12 protein-coding genes are annotated in these 17,654 nt (G+C 68.3%); 9 read left to right on the top strand and 3 right to left on the bottom strand.

Annotated elements, in window-relative coordinates:
- Positions 1–5 precede the first annotated feature (5 nt).
- A complete protein-coding gene (locus KG111_RS10360; RefSeq protein ID WP_205291880.1) occupies positions 6–674 on the bottom strand; it encodes a potassium channel family protein in 669 nt (222 codons plus the stop codon).
- A gap of 44 nt (positions 675–718) precedes the next feature.
- On the opposite strand from KG111_RS10360, the gene KG111_RS10355 reads away from it, so the two are divergent.
- The 6 genes from KG111_RS10355 (at position 719) to KG111_RS10330 (ending at position 8,336) form a co-directional block, all read left to right on the top strand.
- A complete protein-coding gene (locus KG111_RS10355) occupies positions 719–2,761 on the top strand; it encodes an APC family permease (protein ID WP_205291881.1) in 2,043 nt (680 codons plus the stop codon).
- Complete coding sequence (locus KG111_RS10350; RefSeq protein ID WP_205291882.1) at positions 2,758–3,942, top strand: class I SAM-dependent RNA methyltransferase; 1,185 nt, start codon at positions 2,758–2,760, stop codon at positions 3,940–3,942. Before KG111_RS10355 ends, KG111_RS10350 begins: the two co-directional genes overlap by 4 nt.
- A 15-nt stretch (positions 3,943–3,957) precedes the next feature.
- Entirely contained in the window at positions 3,958–4,581 is a 624-nt protein-coding gene (locus KG111_RS10345) for a CatA-like O-acetyltransferase, family 2 (RefSeq protein ID WP_205291883.1), read from the top strand.
- A gap of 839 nt (positions 4,582–5,420) precedes the next feature.
- On the top strand, positions 5,421–5,843 hold the full coding sequence (locus KG111_RS10340; RefSeq protein WP_249666077.1) for a GNAT family N-acetyltransferase: 423 nt from the start codon (positions 5,421–5,423) through the stop codon (positions 5,841–5,843).
- A gap of 1,134 nt (positions 5,844–6,977) precedes the next feature.
- Positions 6,978–7,622 carry a hypothetical protein gene (locus tag KG111_RS10335; RefSeq protein ID WP_205291884.1) on the top strand — a complete coding sequence of 215 codons (645 nt, stop codon included), beginning with the start codon at positions 6,978–6,980 and terminating at the stop codon, positions 7,620–7,622.
- Between the two features lie 126 nt (positions 7,623–7,748).
- Positions 7,749–8,336, top strand: a complete 588-nt coding sequence (locus tag KG111_RS10330; protein ID WP_205291885.1) for a hypothetical protein — start codon at positions 7,749–7,751, stop codon at positions 8,334–8,336.
- A gap of 1 nt (position 8,337) precedes the next feature.
- Here the strand turns inward: KG111_RS10330 and KG111_RS10325 are convergent, their stop codons facing one another.
- A complete protein-coding gene (locus tag KG111_RS10325; protein WP_205291886.1) occupies positions 8,338–8,748 on the bottom strand; it encodes a hypothetical protein in 411 nt (136 codons plus the stop codon).
- A 542-nt stretch (positions 8,749–9,290) separates the two neighbouring features.
- Between KG111_RS10325 and KG111_RS10320 the strand changes: the two genes are divergently transcribed.
- Positions 9,291–12,023, top strand: coding sequence for a cation-translocating P-type ATPase (locus KG111_RS10320; protein WP_205291887.1), 2,733 nt, complete (start codon positions 9,291–9,293; stop codon positions 12,021–12,023).
- Here the strand turns inward: KG111_RS10320 and KG111_RS10315 are convergent.
- A complete protein-coding gene (locus tag KG111_RS10315; RefSeq protein ID WP_205291888.1) occupies positions 12,005–12,580 on the bottom strand; it encodes a dihydrofolate reductase family protein in 576 nt (191 codons plus the stop codon). The genes KG111_RS10320 and KG111_RS10315 overlap by 19 nt on opposite strands.
- A 111-nt stretch (positions 12,581–12,691) precedes the next feature.
- Here KG111_RS10315 and KG111_RS10310 point away from each other — a divergent pair, with 111 nt between their 5' ends.
- Both KG111_RS10310 and acnA read left to right on the top strand, forming a co-directional pair.
- Positions 12,692–14,581: an ABC transporter ATP-binding protein gene (locus KG111_RS10310; protein WP_205291889.1), complete on the top strand. Its 1,890-nt coding sequence runs from the start codon at positions 12,692–12,694 to the stop codon at positions 14,579–14,581.
- A 195-nt stretch (positions 14,582–14,776) separates the two neighbouring features.
- Positions 14,777–17,596 (top strand): aconitate hydratase AcnA, encoded by a 2,820-nt coding sequence (gene acnA, locus KG111_RS10305; protein ID WP_205291890.1) that lies wholly within the window; start codon positions 14,777–14,779, stop codon positions 17,594–17,596.
- Positions 17,597–17,654 lie beyond the last annotated feature (58 nt).

Below are 17,654 nucleotides of genomic sequence, written 5' to 3'. Positions count from 1 at the left end.
CGTCCTCACTGTCCCCGTCGTTCGGGTCCGTGGTTGAGCACCTGGTAGGAGTGGTCCGCGTGCGCCTCGTGGGTCACCAGGTGGAGCAGGTCGCCCTCCTGGATGACGCTGTCGCGGTCGGGCAGCATCCCCTCGCCGAGACGGTCGATCCACGCCACCCGCAGCCGGCCCTCCTCCTGCAGCTGGCCGACGCGGGCGCCGACCCAGCTCTCGGGGGTCAGCACGTGCTCGACGCGGATGGTGCCCGAGGGGTCGCGGAAGTCCGGCTCCGCACCGGCGGGCAGGATGCGGCGCAGCACCTGGTCGGCGGTCCACTTGACGGTGGCCACCGTGGTGATCCCGAGGCGCTGGTAGACCTCGGCGCGGCCGGGGTCGTAGATGCGGGCGACGACCTGGGCGATGCCGAAGGTCTCCCGGGCGACCCGCGCGGCGATGATGTTGGAGTTGTCACCGCTGGAGACGGCGGCGAAGGCGTCCGCCCGACGGATCCCGGCCTTCTCCAGCACCTCCTGGTCGAAGCCGATGCCGGGGATCTTGTCCCCGTTGAACCCCGGGCCCAGGCGCCGGAAGGAGTCTGGTTCGGAGTCGATGATGGAGACCGTGTGGTTACGGTCCTCGAGGCTCCGGGCCAGGGTCGAGCCGACGCGGCCACATCCCATGATCACGACGTGCACGGTGAGCACGCTATAGCACCGCGCATGCCCTACCGTTGTCGCTCGTGGGTGTCGGCGATGTCTCCAAGCGCATCCTGCTGGGCCGCAAGCTCCGCAGCGCTCAGCTGGGGGAGACGTTGCTCCCGAAGCGCATCGCGTTGCCGGTCTTCGCCAGCGACGCGCTCTCCTCGGTGGCCTACGCCCCCGACGAGGTCTTCATCATGCTCGCGGTCGCCGGTGTCACGCAGTACGTGTGGTCCTGGAAGATCGCGATCGCCGTCGCCCTGGTGATGGCCGCGGTCATCGCGTCGTACCGCCAGACGGTGCACGCCTACCCCTCGGGCGGCGGCGACTACGAGGTGGCGAAGGTCAACCTCGGTCGCAACGCCGGGATCACGGTGGGCAGCGCGCTGCTGGTCGACTACGTGCTGACGGTGGCGGTGTCGATCTCCTCGGGGTCGCAGTACGCCGCGGCCGCGATCCCCGCGCTGCAGCACCACGAGGTGACCGTCGCCACCGTCGCGGTGGTGCTGCTGATGGCGGTGAACCTTCGCGGGATCCGGGAGTCGGGTCGTGTGTTCGCCGTGCCGACGTACCTGTTCATGTTCGCGATCTTCGTGATGTGCGGCTTCGGCTTCGTCGAGCTCGCCTTCGGCACGCTGCCGCAGGTGGAGAGCGCCGACCTCGACATCACCCCCGAGCCCGGCTGGGACGAGCCGCTGACCACCTTCGGGCTGATGATCCTGCTGGCCCGAGCCTTCTCCTCGGGGTGTGCCGCGCTGACCGGGGTGGAGGCGATCTCCAACGGCGTGCCCGCCTTCCGGCGCCCGAAGAGCCGCAACGCCGCCACCACGCTGCTGCTGCTGGGACTGATCGCGATCACGATGATCGTCAGCGTCATCGTGCTGGCCAAGCAGATGGGGATCCGCTACGTCGACCCGCACCACCTGGACCGGCTCACCCGCGACGGCGAGCCGGTGGGCCCCGGCTACGACCAGCACACCGTGATCGCGCAGATCGCGCGGGCGGTGTTCCACGACTTCAGCCCCGGCTTCTACTTCACCGTCACGGTCACCGGGATCATCCTGGTGCTCGCCGCCAACACCGCGTTCAACGGCTTCCCGGTGCTCGGCTCGATCCTGGCCAAGGACGGCCTCGCGCCCCGGGCGCTGGGCGCACGCGGCGACCGGCTCGCCTACAGCAACGGCATCGTGTTCCTCGCGGTGATGGCGATCGCGCTGATCTGGATCTTCGACGCCCAGACCACGCGGCTCATCCAGCTCTACATCGTCGGTGTGTTCGTCTCGTTCAACCTCAGCCAGCTCGGGATGATCCGGCACTGGACACGCGCGCTGCAGACCGAGCGCGACCCGGCCCAACGGCGCCGGATGGTGCGCGCCCGGGTGATCAACGCGATCGGGCTGGGCTTCACCGCCGTCGTCCTCGTCGTCGTGCTCCTCACCAAGTTCACCCAGGGCGCCTGGATCACGGTGTTGGCGATGGCTCTCTTCTTCACGGTCATGCGCGCCATCCGCGCCCACTACGAGAGCGTGGAGGCCGAGCTCGCCGCCGACGAGGAGGACAAGGTGCTCCCCACCCGGGTGCACGCCATCGTCCTGGTCTCCAAGCTGCACAAGCCGACCCTGCGCGCACTGGCGTTCGCGAAGGCGACCCGGCCCAACGCGCTCGAGGGCGTCTACGTCTCCGTCGACGACGCCGAGACCGACCGGCTGCTCGCCGAGTGGGACCAGCGCAACACCGGCGTCCCGCTGCGGGTGCTGCACTCGCCGTACCGCGAGGTGGTCAAGCCGATCGTGGAGTACGCCGCCGCGATCCGCCGGGCCAACCCGCGCGGGGTGGTCGCGGTCTACATCCCCGAGTACGTCGTCGGGCGCTGGTGGGAGCAGCTGCTGCACAACCAGACCGCGCTGCGGCTCAAGGGCCGGCTGCTGTTCAGCCCCGGCGTCATGGTGATCTCGGTGCCGTTCCAGCTGCGCTCCTCCGAGATCGCGCGTGAGCGCGGGGAGCGCGAGGAGTCCCGGGTGCGCCCCGGCGACCTGCGCCGCGGACGCGTGGCGGAGCGCTCGGGCCGGAAGCCGCAGCCATGAGCCCCACGCCTTCACCCGACCGGCGCTCCGCGCGCTCCCGTCCCGACCGGCGCCGGACCGGCCGCGGCAGCCAGGCCCGCCACAACCGGCCGCGGCAGGAACGCGGAGCCTCCGCCGTGGGCCGGCGCTTCGAGGTCGAGGTCGGCCCGGTCGCGCACGGCGGCCACTTCGTCGCCCGCGCGGAGTCACGGGTGATCTTCGTGCGCCACGCCCTGCCCGGGGAGCGGGTGATCGTGGAGATCACCGAGGGCACCGACGGCGACCGGTTCTGGCGCGGCGACGCGGTCGAGGTCCTCGAGGCCTCACCCGACCGGGTCACCCCGCCGTGCCGCTACGCCGGCCCCGGCCTGTGCGGCGGCTGCGACTTCCAGCACGTGGCGCTGCCCGCGCAGCGCGCGCTCAAGGCCGCCGTCGTCGCCGAGCAGCTGCGCCGGCTGGCCGGCCTCGACGTCGCGGTCGAGGTCGAGGCGGTGCCCGGCGACGTCGACGGGCTGCGCTGGCGCACCCGGCAGCGGTACGTGCCGCTGCCCGACGGTGGCCGCGGGATGCGCAAGCACCGCTCGCACGAGGTCGTCGAGGTCGACGAGTGCCTGTTGGAGGCACCCGGCGCGCCGTCGTACGACGTGCGCGGGCACACCTTCCAGGTTGCGGCCGGCGGCTTCTGGCAGGTGCACCCCGGTGCTCCCGAGGCGCTGGTGGGCGCGGTGCTCGAAGCGCTGGCGCCGCAGCCGGGGGAGTCGGTGCTGGACCTGTACGCCGGGGTCGGGCTGTTCACCCGTTTCCTCGCCGACGCCGTGGGGCCCGACGGTCGGGTCGCCTCGGTGGAGGGCGACCCGGCAGCCTCCCGGCTGGCCGCGGCGAACTGTCCCGAGGTCACGGTAAGTCCCGGTGACGTCGGCGAGGTGCTCGCCGGCGGCCCGGCAGGCCTCGGCGACGAGTGGGACACCGTCGACCTGGTCGTGCTCGACCCGCCCCGGGTCGGCGCCAAGCGGGCCGTGGTCGAGCAGGTCGTCGCCCGCGCCCCGCGCGCGGTCGCCTATGTCGCCTGCGACCCCGCCGCGCTGGCCCGCGACGTCGCGATCTTCGCCGAGCACGGCTACCGGCTGGTCTCGCTGCGCGCCTTCGACCTGTTCCCGATGACGCACCACGTTGAGTGCGTATGTCTGCTGACAAGAAAATAAATTTTGGAGGATATTATGGCGAGAAAAATTCACCCAAAAGACACAACAAGAAATATGGCATATGAACTTTGGATGAAAGCGCCAAATCCGATGGTTACTTTCTTCAAAACTTTAGATGTAACAAATATTGTCAAAGTCAGTAAGAAAAAGAATATGAAGTTCAATATGCTTCTGGATTATTGCATTGGAAATGCGGCCGCAAGTGTAAAAGAATTTTATATACTTCCGGTTGGCGACAAACTTATGCAGTATGACACAATTGCGGTAAACACTATTGTGAAAAATAAGAATGATGAAGTAAGTTCTTGTGATATTATGCAAACAGATGATTTAACTGTTTTCAATCAGGAGTATTTGGAATACACAACACAAGTTGCCAAAACTTGCCAGGACAGAGATTTGTCCGAAGATAGTATGGTTATTGGCACATCAGCAATTGTTGATACTGAAATTGATGGTGCTGTTGGTATGAATAGTGGAATTTTTAATAACCCATTTATAATCTGGGGGAAATATAGAAAGAAACTATTTAGATATGAATTACCAATTTCGTTTCAGTTCCACCATGCGCAAATGGATGGAGCGCATGCGGGAAGATTTTTAGCAAATCTGCAGAAAGAGATTAACGAGCTGAAATAAACAATTTTAGATTTGGTAAGAAAACTGACACTGGAGTGGATAAGTTTCCTAGAACAGTCAAAGTGGATATATTTCCGTAAACCTAAGTTAGCAAATTCCATTGCTACCACCCACGTCGAATGCGTCGCTTTGCTGACGAAAACTGGCTCTGACCTGCGGTGATGTGATCTCGGCCTCCGGCGTCGACCCCCGAAAACCGGCCTTAGGGCTCACTTTGCGCTCACTTTGGAATCGCGAGCCCGGATTCCGGCCCTGTGCTCGAGCCCTGCTGCTACGTGGCAGGGGAGAGCCTCTGAGCACGCACAACGGCCCGTAGACGGGCGCGGAGCGTGTCTACGGGCCGTCGGGGCGATCCAGGTCGCCCGAGGGCTCTCACTGGGTGTGTCCCTATTGGTGACGCCAGTTACCAGATCTGCCGAGATCCGGGCCACCCCACGAGCCGGGCTTCTCGGCGAGTGTGACGAAGAGGCTCACCGACGCGAAGAAGCGCTCGGTGCTGAGGTCACGAAGCCACTCGTCCCCCTCGGCTGCAGACATGTAGCCCGCCTCGACGGCGCGCCGCGTCACTCGTGCGAAGCCGAAGACTCCGGCCGCTTGGGCTGCGTCACGGTAGATCGCGGTGACGGAGATGATGCGTAGCGCTGCCGGTCGGCTACTACCGCGTCGGGTGGCCGTAGCAACCGTTCACGCCGTGATCAGGCTGCCGCGATCCGATCGTCCGCTCAGGCAAGGCGTCTGTCACCTGTCGTGGGTAGGGCACCATCTGCGACGTGACCGAACTAGGACTGCTCCGAACCCCCGACGCCACCGCGAGTCTGCGACGAGCGACCATCCACGACGTGCCGAGCATCGTCGAGCTCTTGACCGACGACCCGCTGGGCGCGGGGCGAGACGGAGCAGAGGGCGCGGAGGGGCTCCAGACGTATGTCCGGGCCTTCGAGGCTATCGACGCAGACGCAGCACATCTCCTGCTGGTGGCAGAGTCCGACGGCATGGTCGTGGCGACGATGCAGCTGACCTTCATTCCCGGGCTCGCTCGCCGCGGCGCGCTACGGGCCCAAATCGAGGCGGTTCGGGTCCACGCCGACCTGCGGAGCAGCGGTCTGGGCCGGGCCATGTTCACCTGGGCCATCGCCGAGGCCAAGCGCCGCGGCTGCGGCCTGGTCCAGCTCACCAGCGACAAGCAGCGTCCCGAGGCGCACCGCTTCTACTCCGGGCTCGGCTTCATCGCCTCCCATGAGGGCTTCAAGCTGGCGCTGTAGCCCGCCACTTGGCGCACGGTCGGCCAGGGGCGACTCCAGGGCTTCCTACTTCGTGCATCTGCAGCTCCATCTGCGCTGGAGTCAGCGCAGCGAGGCGGTGCCGCGCGGGTCGCGGTTGCTGCCCCTGGGGTAGCCCCTCGGCCGCCTGCCGCCTCGGCGGTAGCGCGCAGGACGCGGTGATTGCGCCCCGGGGTCATCGACCCCGGCCAGGTGCAGCCGCACGAGGCCGAGCAGACGGCTGGTCGGTCCTTGTTCCGGAGGCTGAGCGAGCGCTGCTCGAGCATCGACTTCAACCTTGCGGCGGCAGCCTCGGCGCCTGCGGTCGTGTAGTGCGCCGGCAGTTGGCCGCGCACCGCGACCTGCTCATCTACGCGAGCTCCGACCTGCGCCACCCATGCGGTGGTCGCGGCGTGCTTCGGGCGCGTGGTCGCGGCGAACGCCTACCACTGGTCGGGACCGTGGAAGGCGGTGTTGAGGGCCTTCATCCGCACGGAGCCGAGGTGGCCCACCTGGTCCTTGGAAGCGCCTTGACGGCGTTGCGACGCGGGTGGTGCTCGCAGGAGTGAGTTCGACGTCGCGCCTACGCGTTGCGACTATCCGCTCCACGATTGAGGGCTCTTCACGGACGAGGGTGTAGTTCCCCGTCGTGGTCAGACGGCGCGTCGTTGAGCAGATAGAGGTCGAGGCCTCTCAAGGATGGAGGTTCCTACGCCGTCCACCTGAAAGACCTCGACATGTCCGACGCCGACGCCCACCAAGGTCGAGAACGACATCGCTGCAGGTCAGAGGCGGTTTCTGGGCTACGGAAGCGTCCGATCGCAAGGGATCGCGTTCACGCTCAGGGGCCGAAACCTGCTCCGGATGACGCACCACGTGGAATGCGTCGCGCTGCTGACGAAAACCGCCTCTGATCCGCGGTGATGTGATCGCGATCTCCGGCGTCGACCCCCGAAAACCGGCCTTAGGGCTCACTTTGGGCTCACTTTGGAATCGCGAGCCCGGATTCCGGCCCTGTGGTCGAGCCCTGCTGCTACGTGGCAGCGGGACTGCTACGTGGCAGGGGAGAGCCTCTGAGCACGCACAACGGTCCGTAGGCGGGCGCGGAGCGCGCCTACGGGCGTCATCACCACCATCGTGGCCGGATTCTTCGGTTACAAGGACATCGTCGACTTCATCGGTGCCGTCACCGACCTCGACGTCGTCAGCGCCGGGATCTCAGCTCTGTCGCTCATCTCGCTCATCCCGATCGTCGGGGACGCCGGGGCCGTGGACTCGAAGACGTTGAAGTTCATCAACCGAGTCTCTGCACGACGGGCTCTCGACACCGTCGGGTTCATCACCTCGAGCAAGAAGATCCCGCTCGGACTCAAACTGCAGATCCTCAAGGCCGTCGACGGGACCAGCATCAAGAAGATCCGTGACCATGGGATCTCCGACGAAGCAATTGTCAACTACGCCACCAACCGCTTCGACTTCGGCGTCCTCGCCCGTGGGCTCGACGGAGCTCGGCACACAACCCCCTCACCTCGGAGGTATGCGAAGGAGAAAGAAGCCGAGAACTACCTGCGCAGCATCACGCCGGGCGCGCTGCCGAAGCAGACGTTGTTCCCGGCGCCAGGATCGACCGGCCGAACAGGCGGCAGGTATCCGGATGTCTACTCGCCAACAACCAAGCTCGCTATCGAAGCGAAGAACGGGTTTATCGAGCTCAACGACTTCATTGCCAAGCAAGTCCGAAAGGACCGAGCTCTCCTCGAGGACCAATACCCCAATCGATGATGTCGAGTGGCAATTCTTCCCGAAGGAGGACGGCGGTGTCGGACCTGACGACGATCTTCGCGAACTCCTCGAGGAGAATGGCATCCCCTACATCATTCACACCCCGTGACAAGGAGTTCTGCAAGGGTGCTTGACTTCAGTGAACTGACTGCCGAAGACGCCCGTTCCTACCGGAACGCCTATGCCGCGGCGGGCGAGCCACGACGACGGTGGCTAGCGGCGGAACTCTCCGCCGCGGGCCAGCCGAGCGCGCTGCTCGACGGCCCCGAGGAGCTTCCCGCCCTCTGGGACTGGTACACGCGCTGGTTCGACTCCGCAGGAGCCAGGGAGCTGACGCTTCGGACATCGCAACCAGCAGACGATCCCCAGCGCGGAACACGGCCTCCCTGGCATGCGGCCGAACCGAGTGAGTACTTCTCCGATGACGGACTTTGGTTGATCGATCTCGTCGGGATCCACTGGGGCCTGCTGGCCAAGGCAGCCATCCCCGAGGCTGAGTGGGTGGTGTACGCAGACAAGGGCCCTGATCCTAAGCGTGGCGTCGACGTCAACTATCAGCGCACGATGTTGGCGGCACCGGGTGTCCGTCACTTCGACCCCGCGAGCATGGTGCACGGGATCACGGTCAGCCACTTCCTCCGCAACGGACCATGGGATCGATATGGAGGACTGCCGGGGCTTTACGCGCACGTCACCCGTGATCTAGGGGCATGAACTAGCCAGTACGACGGGTGGAAGACGACTGATTCTGCTTCATGATCCCGGACGTGCGGGGCGGAATCTCGATCGGCCCGTAGTCGTCGTCGCTTCGGTTGGAGATGCCGTTCCGCTGCCGTGCTTCGGCTCCTTCAACGTCGCCCATGGCCCGGTCGACCGCGACGCGGTCGAGATTCGCAACTTCGTCGTACGGCGACGCGGCGAGTGCGACGTTGGACCCGAAGTCGGCCAGCGCGAAGTCGCCACTTGCCAGAGCATGGGTGGTGACGATGTGCCCGACGTCCACGATCGCCGCGGTCATGATGTGGTCGAGGCGGTCGCCTCCGACGAGCCAACCCCAGCCGTCCTTGCGCAGGTCGGTGAACGGCTCGCCGCTGACAAGGTGCAGCGCTGAGACGAGGTCGGTCATCCCCTCAGCGGCGCGGCTCTGCGACCGCGTCGCCTTGCTTCGTGGAAAGGTGTCGAGGAAAGTCCGGGCTCCACAGGGCAGGGTGGTGGCTATCGGCCACCCGAGGTAACGCGCGGGACAGTGCCACAGAGGACAGACCGCCTTCTCTCGTTGTGGCGAGAGGAGGTAGCGAAGTAGCTATTGCGCTAGCTAGCCGTCCCGCCTCGGACTCTCATCAACGCGGTCTGCGGCGCTGCACCTGCAGCCGGGTGCGCTCGTCGGCGGCCGTCGACGGGAGGGCTCGGAATGGGCTCGCTTTGATTCGCATAGGTCTGCAACCCCGCGCCGACGCCCACCAATGTCGAGAACGGCATCGCTGCAGGTCAGAGGTGGTTTCTGGGTCACGGAGGCGTCCGATCGCAAAGGATCGCGTTGACGCTCAGGGGCCGAAACCTTTTTCCGATGACGCACCACGTGGAGTGCGTCGCGCTGCTGACCAGGTGAGCCGAGGGGCGCCCGCGCGATCTCGCCGCCGCGCATCGGGTCCCTGGTTGTATGGATGCATGGCGGCTCCCGGCTCGACCGTGGAGGCCGGCGAGGCGCCCTGGGCGCGGCCGGCCGACGAGGTGCTGGCGCAGCTGGGAGTCACCAGGGATGGCCTCAGCGGTGACGAGGCGCGTCGCCGCCTGGACGAGGTCGGCCCGAACCGGCTCGCACCTCCCGCCCGCACACCCTGGTGGCGGCGGGTGCTCGACCAGTTCCGAGACGTCCTGATCTACGTCCTGCTCGCCTCCGCGGCCCTGAAGGCGCTGCTGCGCGACTGGGTGGACGTCACCGTCATCGTCGCCGTCACCGTGATCAACGCCGCCGTCGGGCTGATCCAGGAGGGCCGGGCCGAGCAGGCGCTGAACGCCATTTCCAAGATGCTCTCCGTGCGGGCCGCGGTCCGCCGCGACGGCGCCTGGCGCCACGCCGAGGCCGAGGGCCTGGTGCCCGGGGACGTGGTGCGTGTCGCGGCGGGGGACCGGGTGCCCGCGGACATCCGCCTGAGCGAGGCGGTCAACCTGCAGGTCGAGGAGTCGGCCCTGACCGGCGAGTCGGTGGCTGCCGGCAAGTCCCCGGAACCGGTCGCCGCGGACGCCGGGATCGGCGACCGCAGCAGCATGCTGTTCTCCGGGACCCTGGTCGTGGCGGGCACGGGTCGCGGGGTCGTCGTGGGTACGGGGGCCGACACCGAGATCGGCCGGATCCAGGCGATGATCGCCGAGGTCGAGCCGCTGGAGACGCCGCTCTCACGCACCCTGGGCCGTTTCGGCAAGCAGCTCGCCGTGCTCATCGTGGTCATGGCCGCGGTGATGATCCTGGTCGGCGCACTGGTCTACGGAGACGGCGCCGAGCACCTCATCTCGGCCGCGATCGGCTTCGCGGTCGCCGCCGTGCCGGAGGGGATGCCGGCACTCGTCACGATCACGATGGCACTCGGCGTCCAGCAGATGGCTCGGCGGCGCGCGATCACCCGTCGGCTGCCGTCGGTGGAGACGCTCGGCTCGGTCACCACCATCTGCTCGGACAAGACCGGCACGCTGACCAAGAACGAGATGACCGCCACCCGCGTGCTCACCGCCGACGTCGAGCTCGAGGTCACGGGCGTCGGGTACGCCCCCGAGGGCGAGGTCCGACTCGACGACGCTCCGGTGAGCGTCGAGGACCGGGCCGACCTGAGGGTGCTGGCCGAGGTGATGACCCTGTGCAACGACGCCCGCCTCGTCCGCGAGGACGACGGGTGGCGGCTGGTCGGGGAGCCGACCGACGGCTCGCTGCGGGCGCTCGGACCCAAGGCCGGGTTCACCCCCGACGGCTGGACCCGGCACGCAGAGCTCCCGTTCGACTCCGCGACCAAGTACATGGCCGTCCTCGTCGAGTCCCCGCACGGCGAGCGGCACGTGCTCCTCAAGGGGGCGCCGGACCGGGTGCTGGCCCGGTGCACCTCCCAGGCCGGCGCCGACGGCGGTGCCGAGCCGCTGGACACCGGCCTGTGGGAGCGACGGATCGAAGAGCTCAGCGCCCAGGGGCTGCGGGTGCTGGCCGCGGCCCGCACCGTGCCCCGTGCCGCCGCCCCCGCCGGCCTCACCGCCGCTGACGTCGCGGGCGACCTGGAGCTGGTCGGCCTGGTCGGCATCGTGGACCCGCCCCGTCCCGAGGCCGTCGCCGCGATCGCCGAGTGCAAGCGAGGGGGCATCGCGGTCAAGATGATCACCGGCGACCACGCCGGCACCGCCACGGCGATCGCTCGCGAGATGGGGCTGGCCGGCGACGGCACCAGGGTGCTCACCGGCGCGGAGCTGGAGGAGATGAGCGACGAGGCGCTGCGCGAGCGGGTCCGTGAGGTGGACGTCTACGCGCGCACCAGCCCCGAGCACAAGGTCCGGATCGTGCGTGCGCTGCAGTACCACGGCGAGGTCGTGGCCATGACCGGCGACGGGGTCAACGACGCGCCGGCGCTCGCCCAGGCCGACGTCGGCGTCGCGATGGGGATCAAGGGCACCGAGGCCACCAAGGAGGCCGCGGACGTCGTCCTCGGCGACGACAACTTCGCCACCATCGTCGCGGCCGTGGAGGAGGGGCGCCGGATCTACGACAACGTGCGCAAGTCGGTGCTGTTCCTGCTGCCGACCAACGGCGCCCAGTCGCTCGTCATCCTGATCGCCGTCCTCGCCGGACTCACCCTGCCGCTGGAGCCGGTGCAGGTGCTGTGGATCAACATGGTCACCGCGGTGACCCTGTCGTTGTCGTTGGCCAACGAGCCGGCCGAGCGGGGATCGATGGACCGGCCCCCGCGCGACCCGCGGGCGCCCCTGCTCAGCCGGGCCTTCCTGGCGCGCGTGCTGGTGGTCTCGCTGCTCATCGGCGGGGTCGCGATGGCGCTGTTCTACTACGAGCTCGAGCGCGGGGCACCCATCGAGGAGGCCCGTACGACGGCGGTGAGCATGCTCGCCCTCGCCCAGCTCGCCTACCTGCTCAACTGCCGCTTCCTGCAGACCTCCAGCGTCAGTCGCGACGTGCTGCACGGCAACCGGGCCATCTGGTGGTCGGCGCTGGCGCTCCTGGTCCTGCAGGCGGTCTTCGTCTACGCCCCGTTCATGCACACCTGGTTCGGCTCCGCGGCGATCGGGATGCGCGAGTGGGGCCTCGTCCTCGTCCTCGCCGTCGTGGTGTTCGCGCTCACCGAGCTGTCCAAGACCCTGCCCCGGCGCCGGTCGGGCCCTGAGCCGGACGCTCAGCGCACCACGTCGTAGACGAGCTTCTGGATGCCGTTGCGGTAGCCCTGGGACTCGGTCAGGCGCAGCATCTGCTTGGGCTTGTCGGACTCGCTGAACAGCCGCTTCCCCGCGCCCAGGAGCAGCGGGAAGACGAGCAGGTGGAACCGGTCGACAAGGCCGGCGTCGGTCAGGTCGCGGACCAGGGTCGCGGAGCCGTGGATGCTGATCGGCCCGCCCTCGGTCTCCTTGAGCGCGGCGACGTCGGCGATCGAGCGCAGGATGGTGGTCTCACCCCAGTTCTCGACCAGGTCGTCGTCGCCCAGCGTGGTGGACACGATGTACTTCGGCATCGCGTTGTAGCGCGGGAACTCCGCCGTCATCGACGGCCAGATCGGGGCGAAGGCCTCGTAGCTGAGGCGGCCGAGCAGCATCGCCGTGGCCTCCTCCTGCTCGCGGCCCTTGATCTCGTAGGCGTCCTCGACGAAGGGCAGGTCGGCGAAGGTCCAGCCGGAGCTGCGGTGGCCCGGCTCGCCACCGGGAGCCTCGACGACACCGTCGAGCGACATGAAGTGGGTGCTGATCAGGGTGCGCATCCGGTCCTCCTGTGATCCGGGACACGTTCATCCTGGCAGCGTCGGGCGCGGTGTGGAAGCCGGACGACGCCGCTTGTCCTCCACCGCACCTGAGGTTCTACCGTCGAGGACATGAGCATGGAGTCGATCGCCTGGAACCAGGTGTACCGCAGCGCGCACGGACCGAGCGGGAAGCGGTCCTTCGACGTCGCGCTGGCCCGCCGGATCCTCGCGTTCGCCCGTCCGCACCGGGCCAAGCTCATCGGCTTCGTGGTGCTCAGCGTGGTGGGTGCGGCGCTGGCCGTGGCCACGCCCGTGCTCGCCGGTGGCGTCGTCAACGCGATCGTGGACGGCGAGGGCCGTCCGGTGGTGGTCCGGCTCGCGCTCATCATCGCCGCCCTCGCGGTCGCCGACGCCGCCGCCGGCCTGGCCGGGAGGTGGCTGTCCTCGCGGATCGGCGAGGGCCTCATCCTCGACCTGCGCACCGCCGTCTTCGACCACGTGCAGACGATGCCGGTGGCGTTCTTCTCCCGCACCCACACCGGCGCCCTGGTCAGCCGGCTCAACAATGACGTGATCGGCGCGCAGCGCGCGTTCAGCTCGACGCTCTCCGGCGTGGTGGGCAACTTCGTCACCCTCGCGCTGACGCTGGTGGTGATGATCGGGATCTCGTGGCAGGTGACCCTGCTCGCGCTGGTGCTGCTGCCCGTGTTCGTGGTGCCCGCCCGGCGGATGGGGCGGCGCCTGGCCGACATCCAGCGCGAGGCGGCCGACCACAACGCGGCGATGAGCACCCAGATGTCCGAGCGGTTCTCCGCGCCGGGCGCCACGCTGGTCAAGCTGTTCGGACGCCCCGAGGCCGAGTCGGCGGAGTTCGCCAGCCGCGCCCGCCGGGTGGCCCAGATCGGGGTCCGCACCGCGATGGTGCAGACCACCTTCGTCACCGCGCTCACGCTGGTCTCGGCGCTGGCCATCGCCGTCGTGTACGGCGTGGGCGGCTCCCTGGCCATCTCCGGCACCCTGGACGCCGGCGAGGTCGTCACGCTGGCGCTGCTGCTGACCCGGCTCTACGCCCCGCTGACCGCGCTGGCCAGCGCCCGGGTCGAGGTCATGGCGGCCCTGGTCAGCTTCGAGCGGGTCTTCGAGGTGCTCGATCTGGCGCCGCTGATCACCGACGCTCCCGACGCCCGCGAGCTGCCCGAGGGGCCGGTGGCGGTCGAGTTCGACGACGTCCACTTCGCCTACCCGGCGGCCGACAAGGTGTCGCTGGCCTCCCTGGAGGCGGTGGCCCGGCTCGACACCCGCGGCGGCGAGGAGGTGCTGCACGGCGTCACGCTGCGCGCCGAGCCCGGACAGGTGGTGGCACTGGTCGGGTCCTCGGGGGCGGGCAAGTCCACGCTGGCCTCCCTGGTGCCCAGGCTGTACGACGTCGATGCCGGCGCCGTGCGCCTGGCGGGCGTCGACGTCCGCGAGCTGAGCACCCGCAGCGTGCGGGACGCCATCGGCATGGTCACCCAGGACGGCCACCTGTTCCACGACACCATCCGTGGCAACCTGATGCTGGCCCGGCCGGAGGCCGGCGAGGAGGAGCTGTGGGACGCGCTGCGCCGGGCCCGGCTGGCCGACCTGGTGCGCTCGCTGCCCGACGGCCTGGAGACCGTCGTGGGGGAGCGCGGCTACCGGCTCTCCGGCGGCGAGCGGCAGCGGCTGACCATCGCCCGGCTGCTGATGAAGGAACCGCAGGTGGTGATCCTGGACGAGGCGACGGCGTCGTTGGACTCGACCTCGGAGGCGGCGGTGCAGGCGGCGCTGGCCGAGGTCCTCACCGGTCGCACCGCGCTGGTGATCGCGCACCGGCTGTCCACGATCCGCGCGGCCGACCTGATCGCGGTGGTCGAGGACGGACGGATCGTGGAGCGCGGCACCCACACCGAGCTGCTGGCAGCCGGCGGGCGCTACGAGGAGCTCTACCGCACGCAGTTCGCCGAGGACGTCGTACCGGCGGGGGAGACGGGCGCCTGACCTGCCTGGCCCGGGCGGGTCGCCGTGAATCCTGCCTCGACCTCGTGTATCTTGATATCAAGACAATGCCGGGGAACGCCCTCGGCATGCCACGGAATTTAGGTCCACCTGACTATCCCCGCGCCCTTGGCGGCGGGAGGATGATCGAGGAGACCTTCCGCGCTACGCGTAGTCGATGAGGACGGAGACCACCGGATGGCCAGCAAGAACAGCTTCGGCGCCAAGAGCACGTTGGACGTGGGTGAGAAGTCGTACGAGATCTTCCGGCTGGACGCCGTGACCGGGGAAGGTCTCGACGTCGACAGCCTCCCGTTCTCGCTGAAGGTGCTGCTGGAGAACCTCCTGCGCACCGAGGACGGCGCGAACATCACCGCCGACGACATCAAGGCCCTCGCCGGCTGGGACGAGACCGCCCAGCCTGACAAGGAGATCCAGTTCACGCCCGCGCGCGTGATCATGCAGGACTTCACCGGCGTGCCCTGCGTCGTCGACCTCGCCACCATGCGCGAGGCGATGGCCGACCTCGGTGGCGACGCCACCAAGATCAACCCGCTCGCGCCCGCCGAGATGGTCATCGACCACTCCGTCATGGCCGACGTGTTCGGCACGCCCGACGCGTTCGAGCGCAACGTGGAGATCGAGTACGAGCGCAACCGCGAGCGCTACCAGTTCCTGCGCTGGGGCCAGGGCGCCTTCGACGACTTCAAGGTCGTCCCCCCGGGCACCGGCATCGTGCACCAGGTCAACATCGAGCACCTGGCCCGCACCGTCTTCACCCGTGAGGTCGACGGCGAGCTGCTGGCCTACCCCGACACCTGCGTCGGCACCGACTCGCACACCACCATGGTCAACGGCATCGGCGTCGTCGGCTGGGGCGTCGGCGGCATCGAGGCCGAGGCCGCGATGCTCGGCCAGCCGGTCTCCATGCTCATCCCGCGCGTCGTCGGCTTCAAGCTCTCCGGTGAGCTGCCCGAGGGCTCCACCGCCACCGACCTGGTGCTCACCATCACCGAGATGGTCCGCAAGCACGGCGTCGTCGGCAAGTTCGTCGAGTTCTACGGTCCCGGCGTCTCCGCGCTGCCGCTGGCCAACCGCGCCACCATCGGCAACATGTCCCCGGAGTTCGGCTCGACCATCGCGGTCTTCCCGATCGACGAGGAGACCACGACGTACCTGCGCCTGACCGGTCGCTCGGAGGAGCAGATCGCGCTCGTCGAGGCCTACGCCAAGGAGCAGGGCCTGTGGCTCGACCCCTCGGCCGAGCCGCGCTACTCGGAGAAGCTCGAGCTGGACCTGTCGACGGTCGTGCCGTCGCTGGCCGGCCCGAAGCGCCCGCAGGACCGCGTCCTGGTCTCCGAGGCCAAGGAGTCCTTCCGGGCCGCGCTCGTCGACTACGCCGGCGAGGCGCAGGACACCAAGGGCTACGACGAGGCCGTCGAGGAGTCCTTCCCGGGCTCCGACGCACCCTCGCACGACCCGAAGCAGTCCAACGGCGAGGACGCCCCGCGCCAGCACCTCTCCGCTGCCGCCGCGGACGGTGGCCGGGCCTCGAACCCGGTCGAGGTCACCCTCGAGGACGGCACCACCTTCACCCTGGACCACGGTGCGGTGACGATCGCCTCGATCACCTCCTGCACCAACACCTCCAACCCGTCGGTCATGATCGGCGCCGCCCTGCTGGCGAAGAAGGCCGTCGAGAAGGGCCTGCAGCGCAAGCCGTGGGTCAAGACCACGCTGGCCCCCGGCTCGCAGGTCGTCTCCGACTACTACAACAAGGCCGGCCTCACGCCGTACCTCGACAAGCTCGGCTTCAACCTGGTCGGCTACGGCTGCGTCACCTGCATCGGCAACTCGGGCCCGCTCATCCCCGAGGTCTCCGCCGCGATCAACGAGAACGACCTCGCCGTCGTCTCGGTGCTCTCGGGCAACCGGAACTTCGAGGGCCGGATCAGCCCCGACATCAAGATGAACTACCTGGCCTCCCCGCCGCTGGTCGTCGCCTACGCGCTGGCCGGCTCGATGGACGTCGACCTGTTCAACGACGCGCTGGGCACCGACAACGACGGCAACCCGGTCTATCTCAAGGACATCTGGCCCTCGCCGGCCGAGGTCGAGGAGACCATCCGGGGCGCCATCAACAAGGAGATGTTCGCCGAGTCGTACGCCGACGTCTTCAAGGGCGACGAGCGCTGGCGCTCGCTGCCCACCCCCGAGGGCAAGATCTTCACCTGGGACGAGGACTCCACCTACGTCCGCAAGCCCCCTTACTTCGAGGGCATGCCGCAGGAGCCGGCGCCGGTCACCGACATCGACGGCGCCCGCGTGCTGCTCAAGCTGGGCGACTCGGTCACCACCGACCACATCTCCCCGGCCGGCTCGATCAAGGCGGACTCCCCGGCGGGCAAGTACCTCGCCGAGCACGGCGTGGCCCAGCGTGACTTCAACTCCTACGGCTCGCGCCGAGGCAACCACGAGGTCATGATCCGCGGCACGTTCGCCAACATCCGCCTGCGCAACCAGGTCGCGCCGGGCACCGAGGGCGGCTTCACCCGCGACTTCACCCAGGACGACGCTCGGGTCACCACGGTGTACGACGCCGCGGAGAACTACGCCGAGGCCGGCATCCCGCTCGTGATCCTCGCGGGCAAGGAGTACGGCTCGGGGTCCTCGCGCGACTGGGCCGCCAAGGGAACCTCGCTGCTGGGCGTCAAGGCGGTCATCGCCGAGAGCTACGAGCGCATCCACCGCTCGAACCTCATCGGCATGGGCGTCATCCCGCTGCAGTTCCCCGAGGGCCAGAACGCGGAGTCGCTCGGCCTGAGCGGTGAGGAGACCTTCGCGATCTCCGGCATCACCGCGCTCAACGAGGGCACCACCCCGCGCACGGTCAAGGTCACCACCGACACCGGCGTGGAGTTCGACGCGGTCGTCCGCATCGACACCCCCGGCGAGGCGAACTACTACCGCAATGGCGGCATCATGCAGTTCGTCCTGCGGAACCTGCTGCGCAGCTGATCCAGCCCCGCGCCACGGCGCACGAACGGCCCGTCCCCGATCCCGGGGGCGGGCCGTT

The organism is Nocardioides faecalis (genome assembly GCF_018388425.1).
Classification (GTDB): domain Bacteria; phylum Actinomycetota; class Actinomycetes; order Propionibacteriales; family Nocardioidaceae; genus Nocardioides; species Nocardioides faecalis.
The sequence above is the reverse complement of the archived record's forward strand: the minus strand, read 5'-3'. Positions and strand labels throughout refer to the sequence as shown.